At 69.1% G+C, this 14,399-nt stretch carries 15 protein-coding genes; 4 read left to right on the forward strand and 11 right to left on the reverse strand.

All coding sequences use genetic code 11. From position 1 onward, the window contains the following. Window positions 1-15: 15 nt before the first annotated feature. The 4 genes from BM113_RS06415 to BM113_RS06430 all read right to left on the reverse strand — a co-directional run bounded on the left by BM113_RS06415 (window position 16) and on the right by BM113_RS06430 (window position 4,390). Window positions 16-1,926 carry a DUF2339 domain-containing protein gene (locus BM113_RS06415; RefSeq protein WP_089786361.1) on the reverse strand — a complete coding sequence of 637 codons (1,911 nt, stop codon included), beginning with the start codon at window positions 1,924-1,926 and terminating at the stop codon, window positions 16-18. 157 nt (window positions 1,927-2,083) lie between these two features. Beyond that, window positions 2,084-2,368, reverse strand: coding sequence for a translation initiation factor eIF-1A (locus tag BM113_RS06420; RefSeq protein ID WP_076738713.1), 285 nt, complete (start codon window positions 2,366-2,368; stop codon window positions 2,084-2,086). Window positions 2,369-2,451: 83 nt separating this feature from the next. Next, entirely contained in the window at window positions 2,452-2,964 is a 513-nt protein-coding gene (locus tag BM113_RS06425; protein WP_029601533.1) for a YkgJ family cysteine cluster protein, read from the reverse strand. 82 nt (window positions 2,965-3,046) lie between these two features. Further along, entirely contained in the window at window positions 3,047-4,390 is a 1,344-nt protein-coding gene (locus tag BM113_RS06430) for a YncE family protein (protein WP_089786363.1), read from the reverse strand. A 712-nt stretch (window positions 4,391-5,102) separates the two neighbouring features. Here BM113_RS06430 and BM113_RS06440 point away from each other — a divergent pair. Further along, window positions 5,103-6,578 (forward strand): glutamate-cysteine ligase family protein, encoded by a 1,476-nt coding sequence (locus BM113_RS06440; protein ID WP_089786365.1) that lies wholly within the window; start codon window positions 5,103-5,105, stop codon window positions 6,576-6,578. A gap of 64 nt (window positions 6,579-6,642) precedes the next feature. Here the strand turns inward: BM113_RS06440 and BM113_RS06445 are convergent, their stop codons facing one another. Then, window positions 6,643-7,371, reverse strand: a complete 729-nt coding sequence (locus tag BM113_RS06445; RefSeq protein WP_089786367.1) for a fumarylacetoacetate hydrolase family protein — start codon at window positions 7,369-7,371, stop codon at window positions 6,643-6,645. A gap of 109 nt (window positions 7,372-7,480) precedes the next feature. Between BM113_RS06445 and BM113_RS06450 the strand changes: the two genes are divergently transcribed. Both BM113_RS06450 and BM113_RS06455 read left to right on the forward strand, forming a co-directional pair. After that, window positions 7,481-8,371 (forward strand): sulfurtransferase, encoded by an 891-nt coding sequence (locus tag BM113_RS06450; RefSeq protein WP_089786369.1) that lies wholly within the window; start codon window positions 7,481-7,483, stop codon window positions 8,369-8,371. A 179-nt stretch (window positions 8,372-8,550) separates the two neighbouring features. Continuing rightward, on the forward strand, window positions 8,551-8,754 hold the full coding sequence (locus BM113_RS06455; RefSeq protein WP_089786371.1) for a hypothetical protein: 204 nt from the start codon (window positions 8,551-8,553) through the stop codon (window positions 8,752-8,754). Between the two features lie 64 nt (window positions 8,755-8,818). On the opposite strand, the gene BM113_RS06460 is transcribed toward BM113_RS06455, so the two are convergent. After that, window positions 8,819-9,862, reverse strand: a complete 1,044-nt coding sequence (locus BM113_RS06460; protein ID WP_089786372.1) for an amidohydrolase family protein — start codon at window positions 9,860-9,862, stop codon at window positions 8,819-8,821. 107 nt (window positions 9,863-9,969) lie between these two features. Between BM113_RS06460 and BM113_RS06465 the strand changes: the two genes are divergently transcribed. Beyond that, window positions 9,970-10,503: a nucleoside-triphosphatase gene (locus BM113_RS06465; RefSeq protein WP_089786374.1), complete on the forward strand. Its 534-nt coding sequence runs from the start codon at window positions 9,970-9,972 to the stop codon at window positions 10,501-10,503. Window positions 10,504-10,518: 15 nt separating this feature from the next. Here the strand turns inward: BM113_RS06465 and BM113_RS06470 are convergent, their stop codons facing one another. The 5 genes from BM113_RS06470 to cobT all read right to left on the reverse strand — a co-directional run bounded on the left by BM113_RS06470 (window position 10,519) and on the right by cobT (window position 14,398). Continuing rightward, window positions 10,519-10,731 (reverse strand): hypothetical protein, encoded by a 213-nt coding sequence (locus BM113_RS06470; RefSeq protein ID WP_089786376.1) that lies wholly within the window; start codon window positions 10,729-10,731, stop codon window positions 10,519-10,521. A gap of 99 nt (window positions 10,732-10,830) precedes the next feature. Next, entirely contained in the window at window positions 10,831-11,244 is a 414-nt protein-coding gene (locus tag BM113_RS06475; protein ID WP_089786377.1) for a DUF8009 family protein, read from the reverse strand. Between the two features lie 63 nt (window positions 11,245-11,307). Then, on the reverse strand, window positions 11,308-12,165 hold the full coding sequence (locus tag BM113_RS06480) for an adenosylcobinamide amidohydrolase (RefSeq protein ID WP_089786379.1): 858 nt from the start codon (window positions 12,163-12,165) through the stop codon (window positions 11,308-11,310). Then, window positions 12,162-13,208 carry a threonine-phosphate decarboxylase CobD gene (gene cobD, locus BM113_RS06485; RefSeq protein ID WP_177209109.1) on the reverse strand — a complete coding sequence of 349 codons (1,047 nt, stop codon included), beginning with the start codon at window positions 13,206-13,208 and terminating at the stop codon, window positions 12,162-12,164. Before cobD ends, BM113_RS06480 begins: the two co-directional genes overlap by 4 nt. Beyond that, window positions 13,205-14,398, reverse strand: coding sequence for a nicotinate mononucleotide-dependent phosphoribosyltransferase CobT (gene cobT / locus BM113_RS06490; RefSeq protein WP_089786383.1), 1,194 nt, complete (start codon window positions 14,396-14,398; stop codon window positions 13,205-13,207). The genes cobD and cobT overlap by 4 nt, the downstream gene beginning before the upstream one ends. Between the last annotated feature and the right edge of the window lies 1 nt (window position 14,399).

Consider the following 14,399-nt stretch of genomic DNA (forward strand, 5'->3'; position numbering starts at 1 on the left):
GGGGTCGCAAGTCGATCAGTTCTCGTCGTCGCTTCCGCCGGGATCGCCCTCTGGGGTCGGCCCGTCGCTCCCGATCCCGAGGGCGTCGCTCACCGCGTTCGGCGTTACGCTCACGTCCGACCGGGACCGCGCGTAGGCGTAGGAGGCGATCAGCAGGACGACTCCGAGGACGAGAAACGACAGCGTCCTGGCGACGGTATCCAGGTCTCGCGTGTCCAGCAGGAATACCTTCGTCGTAGCGAGGCCGAAGACGCCGATAGCCAGCGCCCGGAGGCCGCGAACCTCGAGCGCGAAGCCCGCGGCGAGCAGGGCCAGGCCCAGCAGGACCCAGGCGATCGACACTCCCACGCCGGAGAACTCGAGGGCGAGAACGACGGCGGCCAGTCCGGTGGCGACGGTCGCGTACACCCCCTCGAGCGGCGGGACGTATCGGCTGTCGTCTTCGACAGTCGGCCGGGACGCGACCCACCACGCCAGCCCGTAGAAGACCGCGACGGCGAGCGCGAACGCGACCGGGCGGCCGGTCAGCGTCGCGACCGGGTCGGCCGCGTCGAAGGCCGGCAACTCGTCCGCGTCGACGGCGAGCAGTTTGAGGACCGTCGCGCCGGCCACGACGTGGCTCCCGAACCGGAATCCGGGCTCCTCGAGCGTCTCCGCTGCTGTGATCCCGAGACAGACGAGCACGAGCGCGCCGACCGTCGTCGCGAACGTCTCCACCGCCATTGCGACGCCGAGCGCGAGGAAGACGACCGTTCCGGCCGCTGCGGTGCCGTCGGGTCGCACCGGTCGCCGGTCGGTGACGGCGTAGGTCCCCGCGAGCAGGACGGCGACGACGGCGGGGCCGAGTCCGGCGGCGTCGGCGTTCCAGTCGCGGACGGCGATCTCGAGCAACACGGCGCCGAAGCCCGCGGCGACGGCCGTGATCGCGACCAGTTGGGCCCGGTACCGTCGCGTCTCGAGGCGGTCGACGCTCGCGCCCCGGAGGACGTAGCTCCCGGCGAGATAGACGACGAGGGTCGCGACGGAGACGACCGCGATGGCAGCGGCCGGCGGATCGACATCGGCGAGCCACAGCAGGAGGACGCCGTAGGAGGCGAACGTACTCGAGAGGACGGGACGACTCCAGCGGGTGACGCTCGCGACGGCGACCAGGCCGCCGGCGAGCAACAGGACGTACGCGGGCGTCGCAACGAGCGTCGCGGCGTCGGTGCTTATCGCCGCGGTGACGTACCCCAGCAGGAACGCCTCGCCGACGACCAGCGGCGCGCGGTCCCGGACCGACACGACGGCGGTCGCACCGACCAGCGCCGTCAGCGCGGCGAGGACGACCCACAGCGGCGTCCCGATCGCCTCGCGGTAGCTCTCGAAGCCGTACGACGCGTAGATGCTGAAGTATGCGACCGCGAGGCCAGCGCCGGCGGCGATCCGGCCCCACCGGACGTATCCCTTCCGGGTCGCGGCGTAGCGGCCGCCCGCGAACAGCGCGAGCCCGCCGGCCGCGCCGACGGCGACGCGGCCGAGCGGGCCGAGCAGTCCGATCTCGATCGCCAACTGGACGAAGAAGGCGACGCCGATCACGAGCGCCGCGGCGCCCGCGAGCCCGAGCCAGCGAACGCCGACGGCGAGTTCCCAGTCTCGAGTCGACGTCGAGTCGGCGGAATCGGTCGTCGACTCCCGTCCCGACGGATCGGCGGGTTCCTCGCGCCCGCCTTCGCTTACGGCCGCCGACTCGGCGTCGGAGGGCGTGATCGCGTCGGACTCGACCGTTTCGTCCCGTTCGATCGAGCCGATCGGTTCACTCTCGCCCGACGAGTCGGTCGCGTCCCGCTCGACCGCCCGCTCGAGGGACTCGAGGCGGCGACGCAGCGAGTCGACGTCCTCGCGGAGTCGGCGGACCTCGCGACGGAGGTCCTCGTCGTCGGCCATGCTGCGTGAGTCGTCTCACGCTCGTAACATAAATCAGGGGGTGCAGTTGCTCGCTCGGTAACGACTCGTCGGCGACGCCCGCGACTGCTTGCGCACGGACTGGCGTCTCCAGTCGAGGAAAGAACTCCCGCATCAATCTACCGCGGGCTCGAGAATATCAGTCGATGTGGCCTTCGCGGCGGAGCTGATCGGCGTCCTGGCTGGTGTAGCGCCACTCGATGGTGGCTTTCTCGTCCTGCCAGTCCCAGGGTTCGGCGACGACGATGTCGTCCTGCTCGATCCAGGTCCGGTATTTCATGCGCCCCGGAATGCGGCCGAGTCGTTCCTCGCCGTCTTCGCAGCGCAGTTGCACGTGGTTCCCGCCGAGGTGTTCGGTTACGACGGCGAATACTTCGTCGCTGTTGGGCATACGGAGGTTCCGTCGCCCGGAGTCTTCTGTCACAGTCTACCTACGAGCGGAGGACGTTTAAATGGTTGGAGAGCCGTGGTAGCACGACCCATTGGACGACGGCCGAGGGCCGCCGGTCACAGCTCGCGGTCCGAATCCGGGTTTTCCAGGTCCCAGAGGAGTTCCGGGAGGAACGCCTCGAGGTTGTCCACCACTTTCCGCTCGCTGACGTTCAGCCCGTCGCAGTGATCGTGGGCCGAGTCCCGAATGTCGACGTGGAGGTCGCCGTCCTCGCGCCAGACGGCGAGCGGGAAGACCGAACACCGCGTGGGTTTCCAGTCCTCCTCGAGGTGCAGCGAACAGAGCCCGTCCTCCCGCAGGAAGGCGCAGGCACAGCCGTCCTCGGCGACGTGGTCCTCGCGGTCCTTCGCCTCGCGGGTGACGAACTTTTCGCCGCGGAAGTCGGTCGTGTTCTCGGCGAGGTTGGCCCGCTGGGCGAGTTCGAGGAGGTCCCGGTCGTACAGGAGGACGCCGTGGTGACAGCACCAGGTACAGTCGTCGACGCACTCGAAGGTGAGGTCCGGATCGAACTCGACGACGACCTCGCGGTCGGGGTAGACTTCGACGCGGTGGGGGACCTCGGTGCTCACGTCCACCGGAAAGCGCCGCGTCCGGAAGTGCCTTTCTCACCGGGACGGTCGCAGCCGAGTCCGGGCCTCCAGCGGGCCGCCGTCACCCGCAGTAACAGTTCGATTCGGGACAGTACGTCGCCTCCCGTCGCCCGAACTCGAGGCCGAGCGCGGCGAGCGAGGCCCGGAGTCGCGACTGGGGCGTCACCTCGGGGCGAACCGTTCCGCCCACGGCTCCGGTCGGCGCTTCGCCGGCCTCGATCGTGGCCACGACCTCGCGGCGCTCGTGATCGACGACGGCGACCTGATTCGCCGTCTGGACCGGCACGTACAGTTTCTCCCGGAAGGGACCCCACGCACCCGATATCGCCTCGCCGCCGACGTCGAGTTCCCGGTCGACCGCCCGCTCCTCGAGGTCGATCACCGTCACGCTCCCGGCGTCGGGCGTGAACAGGTAGCCGGCCTCGCCGTCAGGAGCGATCTCGCTCGTGATCGGCATCGCCGGCAGACCGTCGGCACGGGTGATCCGTGCGACCTCCTTCGGTTCGTCAGGCGTCGAAACGTCCCAGATACTCTCGGACCCCTCCCGGGGGACCTCCGGGTCGGAACCCAGGGTGCCCTCGCCGTTTTCGACCAGCAATACGTCGCCGGCGAACGACGCCGTACACATGAACGGCAGTACCTGTCCGTCGCCGACCGGATCGCCGACGTCGATTTCCGCGACGGTCTCGAACGGCTCCGTCCGGACCACCCGGAGGGTCTCGTCGGCGATCTCGGGAACGTAGGCGTACTCGCCCGACGGCTCGAGGGAGACGTCGCAGGGGCCGGTGTACCCGGTCTCGATCCGGCCGGTCACCTCGCCGAAGGTCTCGCTCTCGCGGTCTGCGTCGATCCGGAAGACCCCGTGGGTTTCGGGCTCGTCGGGGTCGGGCTCCGGATCGATCGACGTCGACCCGCCGGCGGCGACGATCAGGTGCTGCTCGTCAGGGGTCAGGTTGGGGTAGTTCGGTCCGGCCCCGGTCCCGACCGCGGCGACGTCCTCGAGCGAGCGGGCCTCGAGCGCCCGCACGCCGCCGGTGACGTTGAGCCAGAGCACGTCGTACCCCGACTCCGCGCTGGTGCCGTACTGGTTGGCCGGAAACGAGGCGGTCGTATCGATGTGGTGCGTGGCGACTGCCTCGTCTCGCTCGGCGTCGATCACGGTGATCGTCCGATCCCCGTTGTTGAAGACGTAGACCGTCGGTTCGCCGTCGCCGCCGCTGCCCTCCTCGGCGCCGAAACAGCCGGCAAGCGCGGTAGTCGAACCGACGGCGGCCGACGAACGCACGAAGCGACGGCGGTTCAGGCCGTCCTCGAACGGGTTCCGGCGGGTCGGCATCTCGGGGCCGGTATCGTCGTCGCCCTCGGTCTCTCCGCACGCCGCGTCCGCGAACCGTCGTCGATCCATGCGGGACGACCGGTTTCCCGAACCACGTCCGCACACTAAAAGACCGACCACCGATCGTCTCCGAGGAGTTCCGGGGCCCTCGATTAGTATCCCGACTCGTCTCGAGAAGCTGTCAGCACTGCTGCCCGATTTCACTGCCTGCGGGCCAGTACCCTCCAGCGGTTCCTATTCTTCCTCCTCTATCCCTCGTTTCCAAACGTCAGTCGGTGCTTTTCCGTACGGCGGTGTGTGCGAAACGTCTTTCATCGTCCGTGTCATAGCCAACCTTGGTAACTACACTCATATATGCCTTTCCGGAAACTAGTCCTAGGTAGCTTTTAACATATAAGGAACGGTCGATGTCCGTTCGGCGTCGTGAGCGGTACGCTCGCCGTAGCGACGAATACGACGAACGACCGGGGCCCAAACGCTTCGAAACGTCGGATCTTCCGGCGTTCCTCATCCCGGGTGCGTCCTCCGACGACGTGACGAGTACGTGCTCGACGACGTTCGGCCACGAGGTCATCGACGCGAAGGTGGGAGACGACCGCTGGCCGATACCCTTCTCGAGTGGACTGTACCGGACGAAAACCGGACGTCGAAGGCCCTGGTCTCCACTCACCTCTCTCGAAGTAGCGATTCCACCGCCGCATCCGTCGGTTCGTCTCGACTGAACAGTCCGGTACCGTAACGTAAGGAAGAGGTATGTGTTAGCAAACAGCATGACAACACGATGGACGCCGCAGACATCGTCCAGGCGACACGACGGACGAAAACTCACGAAACGTTCGAGCGGCGGGTCGCGGTCCAGGCGGCGTCGCTTCGCACGGCGTTCGCGAACGGTCGGTTCGAGGGGGAGTTCCGCGTCGGACTCGAGTTGGAGGGATACGCCGTCGACGAGGAGGGCCGACTCGCCGAGGCTCCAGAGTCGGCATTCGATGGCGTCTGTGAGCGCGAACTCGGACGACACAACGCCGAACTGAACACGCCAGCGACGAAATTCGACCCCGGTGGACTCGACGAACAGCGGGGGGCACTCAGGACGCAGTTAACCGAGGTACAGCGAGCCTTCGCGGAAGCCGAACAACGGTTCGTTACCGACGGTATGTGGACGATTCCGCCGCCCGATGGTGCGATTTCGTACCTGACGGCACGTATCGAAGACGGCGGCGTGGTGCGTCCGGCGAACATGGCCCCCAGGGCACGGTACTACGCGCTCGACGCCGACATCACCGAACACGGACCGGTCGAACTCGACGTTCCCGGCTGTCGGCGGGAGTTTCCGACGATCCTCGTCGAGTCGCTCGGCACCTCGATGCAGGTTCACCTCCAGGTCCCGACCGATGCGTTCCCACAGTATTTCAACGCCGCACTGCGAACGGCCGGCCCGGTCCTTGCGCTCTCGACGAACGCACCGTTCCTTCCGCCCGGACTCTACGACGACGTCGATGCCGAGACCGTTCTCGAGGGCCTCGAGGAATTACGGATTCCGGTCTTCGAGGCGATGAACGTCACCGAACCTGGGAAAGTTCGACTCCCCCGAGATATCGAACGGCCGGTCGACGTGATCGACCGGTTGGTCGCCGACCGGCGGTGTGCACCGTACCTCCGCGAGTGGACGGAAACCGGACCCCGTGACGGGTTCGTCGAGGAACACTGGGAACTGTTGCACAAGCAGGGGACCTGCTGGCGGTGGGTCCGCCCGATCCTGGGGTCCGAGGGACCGCGGATCGAATACCGTCCTCTGCCCGCACAACCCGCCGTCGCCGACGTGATCGGCTTGCATGCACTGGTCGTCGGTCTCGTTCACGGGATCGTCGTAACGGATCACCCGCTCGAGGAACTGCCCTGGACTGCCGCCAGGGAGTCGCTATACGCCGCGGCGCGCGACGGTTTCGACGCTGACCTGGCCTGGGTCGATTCCGACGGAACCCGGGTTTCCGATCCCGCCGTGGTCTACGACGAGGTGTTTTCCCTCGCACGCCGAGGGCTTCGCGACCGGGGGTTCGGGAACGCCCGGATCGACGACCTGCTCGAACCGATCGAAGCACGCTGGGAAACGGGTGCGGTACCCAGTACGTGGAAGCGTCGCCGGACCCGGGCCCGAATCGACGAGGGTGCCGATATCGCAACCGCGATCGAAGAGACGCAGCGGGAATATTTCCGCCGGGCCGACGCGAAGGGCCCGTTCATCGACTGGCTCGAGTAGCCGGCCCCGATACGTTTCCCCGACCGTCGGGCCGAGTTCGATCCAGCCATCCGACCCCTCGCCGTCAGTCGCTCCCGTTCCCGTCGACCACAGTATTCCGGAGCGTTCCCACGCCCTCGTAGGTGATCTCGACGGTGTCGCCGGGTTCGACCAGCCCCGGGTTGGCAGGGCTGCCGAAAGCGACGACGTCGCCCGGTCGGAGGATGAATCGCCGCGAAAGGTAGGAGACGATCTCGTAGGGATCGAACAGCATCAGTTCGGTGTTGGCCTCCTGGCGGCGCTCGCCCGCGACGTCGGTGTGCATATCGATCTCCCGTGGATCGAGGTCGGTCTCGAGCCAGGGGCCGAGCGGGCCGGAGCCGTCGAAGGCCTTGCGCGCGGTCCGACCCTGCTGGTCGAGGGCGTCGACGTCGTTCATGATCGTGTAACCACGGACGACCTCGGGGACCTCGTCCTCCGGGACGTCGCGACAGCGCCGATCGATAACCGCGGCGAGTTCGCCTGCGTAAGTCAGTTCGTCGGTGAATTCGGGGTAGGGGATCGGCTGCTCGTGGCCCAGCAACGACGCCGGCGGCTTGATGAAGAAGTCCGGCTCCTCCGGGCGCTCGTACTCCATCTGCTCTAGGGTTTCGGCGAAGTTGCGGCCGACGCAGTACAGCGCCGACGGCTCGCAGGGCGGCAGGAGTCGGCCGTCGACGCCGACCTCGTAGGTGCCGTCGTCGGCGTGAACCGTGCCGTCCTCGTAGCGTCCCGAAACCGGTCCGTCGGGGGTCAGGAGTCGCGCGAGTCGCATTGGCGAGTCGGTCGTCGCTCGAGGGTGTTATCGGTGCCGGTCCGGACCGGAGCCACCAACCCATGTGGACTGTTAGCTATTTGTGCCCTCTCGTGGCCCGACCGAATGCATGACGGCACACGACAGCGACGTCCTGGTTTCGGCGGACTGGGTCGAAGACCACCTCGAGGAGTTCCAGTCGGACGATCCCGACTATCGGCTCGTCGAGGTCAACAGCCCCGAATCGCCCGACGAGGGCGATTTCCCCTCGCGGTACGAGGAGGGCCACGCCCCGGGCGCGATCGGGCTCCAGTGGGACGAGGACCTCTCGGACCAGGAGCAACGCGACATCCTCAAGAAAGACGACTTCGAGGAAGTCGTCGGCGAGCACGGCATCGGCGAGGACTCGACGGTCGTCTTCTACGGCGACGGCTGGATCCCCAACTGGTTCGCGCTGTTCGCCTACTGGGAGTTCAAGTACTACGGCCACGAGGACGCCCGGGTCCTCGATGGCGGGAAAGATTACTGGGTGAACGAGGAGTATCCGCTGACCGACGAGGCGCCCGATTTCCCCTCCCAGGAGTATACTGCGAGGGGCCCCTTCGAGAGCATCCGCGCGTACAAGGACGACGTCGATCAGGCCCGCGAGGCCGGCATCCCGATGGTCGACGTCCGCTCGCCGGAGGAGTTCTCCGGCGAGATCATCGCCCCCGAGGGACTACAGGAGACCGCCCAGCGGGGCGGGCACATCCCCGGCGCGTCGAACGTGCCGGTCAAGACGAACCTGCGCGACGACGGCCGGTTCAAGGATCCCGACGAACTCGAGGAGATGTACGCCGACGCGGGGATCGACGGCGACGAATCCGTCGTCACCTACTGTCGGGTCGGCGAGCGGTCGGCGATCGCCTGGTTCACGCTCCACGAGTTGCTCGGCTACGAGGACGTGCACAACTACGACGGCTCCTGGACGGAGTGGGGGAATCTGATCCGCGCGCCGATCGAGAAAGGGTCCGGTGACTGAACGGAGTGCCGGGCTCTCGAGCGTTCGAGCGGCGGGCGGAGTGGGCCGTGATCACGCCGAGGGAGGACTAATCGAGTCCTCGAGACCGATCAGCCGCGAACCCACCGACGGGAGCGGCCCCGCGTCCGCCGGCCAGCGCAAGCCGCGGGCGTTTTCCGTCCGTTCCCCTTCCCTCGGGTATGTCGACGAACGCTGACGGCTGGTCCGATCTGCTGGAACATCTGAGCCTCGCCACGACGGTGCTGGACGCGTCGATGGAGTTGTCGAAGGGGCGGCGAAAGAGCGGCGCGGCGCTGCTCGGAGCGGCAGCGCTCTCCTCGCGGATCCCCGGCCTGGGGACCGCGGTATCGATCCTGATCCGGCTCTCCCGACGGCTCCGCTGATCGCCGTCGAGCACGCGTTACACGGTACTGGAACCGACCGGGAACCGACCGATAGCGGCCCGTCTCACCGTAACACGCTCTCGAGGTTGCGAGAGCGGAGGTTCGCCCAGGCCTCGCGGTCGAGGTCGAACCGCTCGAAGAGGTCGAACTGCGGCACCTCCTGCCCGGGGGCGAGGTAGTCGGTCCCGAAGACCAGGTGCTCGTGATGGTCCTCGAGGAACGACTGTGCGTACTCCTCGTCGCGGGAGAGGGCGTTCCACCCCGAGAGTCCCGACAGGTCGCCGTAGAGGTTGTCGTACTCGGCGAGCAGTTCCGGGACACGACCCCCGGGCTCGATCGCTCCCGTCGGGTACTCGCTCAGGTCGTCCGCTCCGACGTCCGCCGAGACGTGGGCCCACCAGCCGTGAGCGTGGGCGAGGAAGTCCACCTCCGGGTACGAGGCCACCACGTCCTCGAGACGCGGGAGTCCCACCTCGTCGGTCATCGCCTTCTCGTCGGTGTGAAAGAGGATTGGCAGCCCCCGGTCGGCACAGCGCTCGTAGATCGTCTCGAGTCGAGCGTCGTCGATCGGCAGGCCGGCCTTGAGTTCGCCGAAGCCGCGCGCCCCGCGGTCGATGTATCGGTCGAGCAGGTCCGTCACGGCCCCGAAATCGTCCTCGTAGACGAGCGTACGCGGATCGACCGTACAGAACGGAATCAGGCGATCCGGGTGGGCCGCGACCTCCTCGAGCACCCACCAGCTCGGCGCCTGGACGGGGTAGCTCTCGGGCGAGTCCAGCGCGAGGACGACCGCGCGGTCGACCCCGTTCTCGTCCAGCCACGCGACGAGGTCGTCGGCCGAGAGAGGGGACCTGTCCAGCGTCTCTACCGGGATCAGGTGGGTGTGGGCGTCGACGAGCGGCAGGTCTTGGACGTCGTCGGTCCCGGCCTCTCCGGGCGAGGCTCCCGGTTCTCGACCCGACGACTCCCCGACATCGGCCGTACCGACCGAGCCGACGGGTCCGAGGCTTCCTGCAGTCCCGGCCGCGGTTCCGGCGAGAAACCGCCGTCGGGTCGGACTCGAGCGATCGACCGCGGGCGAACGATTTCCGTCCGACGGACGAACCATACCGCTCCGTCCCACGCGCCGGGTGAAAGTCGACGGGGGGACCGGTCGCCGTTCCGACCGATCGGCGGGCCGAAGTACTGAGGGCCGCCTCGATCGTAGCGTCGGCCGTGCCCAACAACGCGCTCGTGACGGGTCCCCCTCGCAGCGGCAAGACGACCGCCCTCGAGCGAACGACCGATCGGCTCCGCGACCGCGGCCTCCGCGTTCGCGGCCTGGCCGCGCCCGAGATCCGCGAGGAGGGCGACCGCGTCGGGTTCGAGATCGTCGCGATCGGCGGCGACGCGCGGGCGGTGATGGCCCACGTCGAGTACGACGGGCCCCAGGTCGGCAAGTACGGGGTCGACGTCGCGGCGATCGATCGCCTCGCGGGAACGCTCGAGTCGGCGATCGAGAGCGGGGACGCGGACTGCGTCGTGATCGACGAGATCGCGCCGATGCAACTCGAGAGCGACCGCTTTCGAACGGCGACGGAACGGGCGCTCGACGCGTCGGTCCCGACCGTCGCCGCGGTCGCGGACGGGACGGCGGGACCGCTCGGCGAGGTCAAGTCCCGCCCGGACGTCGAGACGTTCGCAGTCGAGCCCGGGACGCGCGACGAGTTACCGCGGCGGCTCGCCGAGCGAGCGTTCGAGCCGTCGTGACGCACAGTCTTCCGGTTACTCCTCGAGAACCAGGTACGTCCGGTGGCCGCGGTGCTCGAGGGAGACGCGGTCGGTGTCGACGCTCTCCGCGACGAACTCCTCGATGCCGTCGGCGCGGAGATCGGTGACGTCGATCCGTCGCCGGTCCGGGTCGGCGTTCCCGTCGACGTCCGCGGGTCGGTCGTCGGCCGCGTTCGGATCGCCGGTCGCGTCTACGATGAGTGCCATACCGTTCGATTCGGCGGACAGTACGTCAAACCGATCCGTCCGGAGTGAAAGTGAAAGTGCGAGAACGCGTCGGGTCTCGGCCGGGACCCAGGGGACGGATCAACCGAGCGGCTTGACCTCGACCTCGCGGCGCTCGCCGTCGACCTCGAGTGCGACGGCGTCGACGATCGCTTCGGCCGCCCGCTCCTGCCACTCCTCGACGGCCTCCGCGTGGCGCTTGCGGAGCCGCTCGGCCTCCGCGTCGTCGACCGACTCGAGTTCCCCCTCGAGTTGGGGGTACTCCTCGAGGACGTCGTCTTCGATCACCTCGGCCGCCGACACGTGGACCGCGCCGGTGACGTGTGCGTCGTCGACCCGGTAAACGTGGATCCGGGCCCGCATGCGGCCGTGGAACGGCGGCGTGATCCGGAGGACGGCTTCGCCGGGATTCTCCCGCGTGTAGACGTAGGCGTCGACGGCGTCGTCGGGGGAGATAGCGATCGACTGGATCGCGGACGGGTCGTCGTCGGCCATCGCCGAGAGGTTGTGGTTGGATGGGTATAATTGGCGCGCACGGCCGGGGCGGGAAGGGCGGAGCTACGACCGGTCGCCCGAGATGTCGGGCTCCGCTCCCGGCGGCTCTTCCGCGTTCGGTCGAAACACGGCCGCCCGGGCGTCCGTCGAGACGCCGTAAATCGCGTCCTCGCTCGAGTCCGGAAGCGTCTCGTCCCGGTCCGCGTAGTGGGCCTCGAGCGACGCGCCGACGGCCTCGCGGACGCAGGCCCGCGTCGCCGCGCCGACCTCGGTGGCGCTGCCGGAGAACGACCGTGGGTCGCCGGTCGGATCGTGGCCGACGACGACCGCGTCGGTCGTCGTCCCCGGGAACCCGGCTTCGGCGAGCAACGTCGCGGCCTTCGCCTCCGCGGCGACCGCGACCAGGTTCGCCAGCGCGCCGGGGGCGAGCGTTCGCGTGGTCCCGACGAGGACGTTGACCGTTCCCGGCTCCGGCGACTCGGTGCGGGCCTCGAGCGGGTCGGGCAGCGACTCCCCGTCGGGATCCGACTCGCTCGCCTCGAGGGCCTCGCCGATGGGCAGCGCCGCCGGGTTCGAGATGCCGGCGGTCGCGTAGGCGGTGACCGGCCCACAGCGGGCCCCGCGGGCGTCCGCCATGTCGACGCCGGTGAGCAGGACGGGACCGCGATCCGCGGCGTCCGGCGCGTCGACCCCCGCGCGGTCCAGCCGTTCGCCGACGTAGCGCTCGAGGTCGGTCCGCTCCCATCCCTCGGGGACGGAGACGTTGTACGCGCAGTCGGCGCGTTTCCGGCCGCCGTGCCACCCGGTCGAGAGCCACTCCGTCGGCGCGTCCGTCCCGGACCGGGTAACCCGCAACACCCCGTCGCGCCGGATCGCCTCGTAGTCGGCCTCGAGCGCGTCGGGGTCCGGTTCCCCGGTCATCGGTTCTCTTCCTCCTCGTCGCCGACGCCGAGCGCCTCGAGCAAACGATCGTTCGCCGCCCGATCCTTGACCGCGACCCGGATATGCGAGTCCAGGCCGCGGAACGTCCGCGCGTCGCGGACGGCGACCCCCTGCTCGCGGGTCGACGCGAGCAGGTTTCCGACCGACCGATCGCCGACGTCACACAGCAGATACGGGGCGTCGGAGGGGACGACGTCGAACCGTCCCTCCAGGGCGCGGGTCAGTCGGTCGCGCTCGCGGGCGACCCGCTCGCGGGTCTCGGCGACGAAATCCGCCTGACGCAGGCAGTACGCGCCGACCCGGGCTGCCGGCGTCCCCAGCGACCAGGCGCGCCTGGCCGTCTCGAGGGCGTCCCTGCGCTCGCCGCGGGCGACCGCGAAGCCGGCCCGCAGCCCGGGCAGCCCGAACAGTTTGGTGAGCGAGCGGGCGACGATGACGTGGTCGCCGGTGAACGTCGCGGCCGACGGCAACTCGGTGAACCCGAGGAACGCCTCGTCGACCAGCAGCGTCGTTCCGGCGTCCGCACAGCGATCGGCAAGTGCGGCGAGGGCGTCCGGGTCGGCAGCCTCGCCGGTCGGGTTGTTCGGCGTGCAGACGACCGCGAGGTCGATACCCTCGAGCAGGGGAGTGCGGACCTCGAGCAGGTCGTCGGAGCGGACGAACTGCGGGCTGGCGCCCTGCAACCGGATTTCCCGGGCGTACTCGCCGAAACTCGGGTAGGGAACCAGCGCCGCGTCGCCGGGCTCGAGTTCGCACTCGAGGGCCAGCCGGATCGCCGCCAGCCCGCCTGCCGTCGGGATCACGTGCTCGGGCTCGCAGCCGACGAACGCGGCCGCGGCCGCGCGGAAGTCGGGGTAGTCGTCGTCGGGGTAGCGACGCGCGTCCTCGAAGGCGTCCGCGTAGACGTCCCGGACGCCGTCCGGCGTTCGGGGATTGGTGTTGGCCGAGAAGTCGAGCAGGTCGCGGTCGGGTTCGCCGCCGTGGGGAACCCGCTCGACACGGCCCATTGCGTCGGGGTTCACGATCGTTCCTCCGGATCGTCCCGGGTCGGGCTGTCGCGTTCGAATCGGTCGTCACGTTCGAACCGGTCGTCACGTTCGAATCGGTCGTCACGTTCGAACCGATCATCACGTCCGAATCGGTCGTCACGTTCGAACCGATCATCACGTCCGAATCGGTCACCCTGGCCGGTGCGACCGTTCGCCTCGTCTCCGTTTTTGTTTTCGTCGCCTTCACCGATCCCCAGCCGCGAGCACACCGTCTCGACCCGGTCTCGAACCGCCGGCATCCGCCCTTCCGGGACCAGCGAGAGCGCCCCGCCCATCGCGACGCCCTCCTTGGCCTCACCGGCGCAGTACCGCTCCATCGCCCTGTGCTCGCGCCGGTCGAAACCGGGATCGGTCACGGTCAGGTCACAGTCGAGGCGATCGCAGGTCCCCTCGAGGCCGTCGGCCGACTCGGCGACGAACGAGGTCGTCGCGACCGTAAGCGTCGCGTCGACGCCCGCGTGCCGGAGCAGCGCCGCGACGGCGACCATCTGTGTGCCGCCGGCAAGCGTCACGTCGGCACCGGATTCGGCGGCACCGGTCGCGATCCCGGCGACCGTCGGCTGCACGGGGTCGCCGACGGCTCGGATCGCCGCGAGCGGGTCCCCCTCGCAATCGCCGGCCACGAGGTCGCTGGCGGACAGAGCCTCGTCGACGACCCGCCGTTTGCGGTCGATCGGGTTCTCGGGCAGCGAGGAGGAGACGGTCGCGGGCTCGCCGAGGGCCGTGAGGGCGGCGAGGGCGGTCGTCGTTCCGCCGGGAACCGTCTCGCCGATCACTATCCGGTCGTCCGGCAGGCTCGAGCCGAAACCGTGTGCGCGGTCGTAGATCGCCGCGGCGTCCGGCACGGCCGCCGGTTCGCGGATGTCGGCCCCCGGATCGACGCCGAGGTCGACGGTCGCCGCCCCGGTCGGCTCGGCGAGGCCGGCGTCGATCACGGTCGCGTCGAAGCCGACGACCTCGCGGACGGCCCGGGTGATCGCTGCCGGCGTCGGACAGCCGCTCGGGCTCACGGGCGTCACGGGCGCGGCCGTCGGCCGGCCGTACTCGAGGATCTCGGCGTCGGCGGGCGGCGTGTGGGCCATCAGCTCCGGCGACGCGCCGGCGGCGCTGATGCCGTCGATCAGGGCCGTCTCGGTCGTCCCGGCAGCGAGGAGGACGCGCATC

This window comes from Natronobacterium haloterrestre (genome assembly GCF_900112205.1).
GTDB classification, from domain to species: Archaea; Halobacteriota; Halobacteria; order Halobacteriales; family Natrialbaceae; genus Natronobacterium; species Natronobacterium haloterrestre.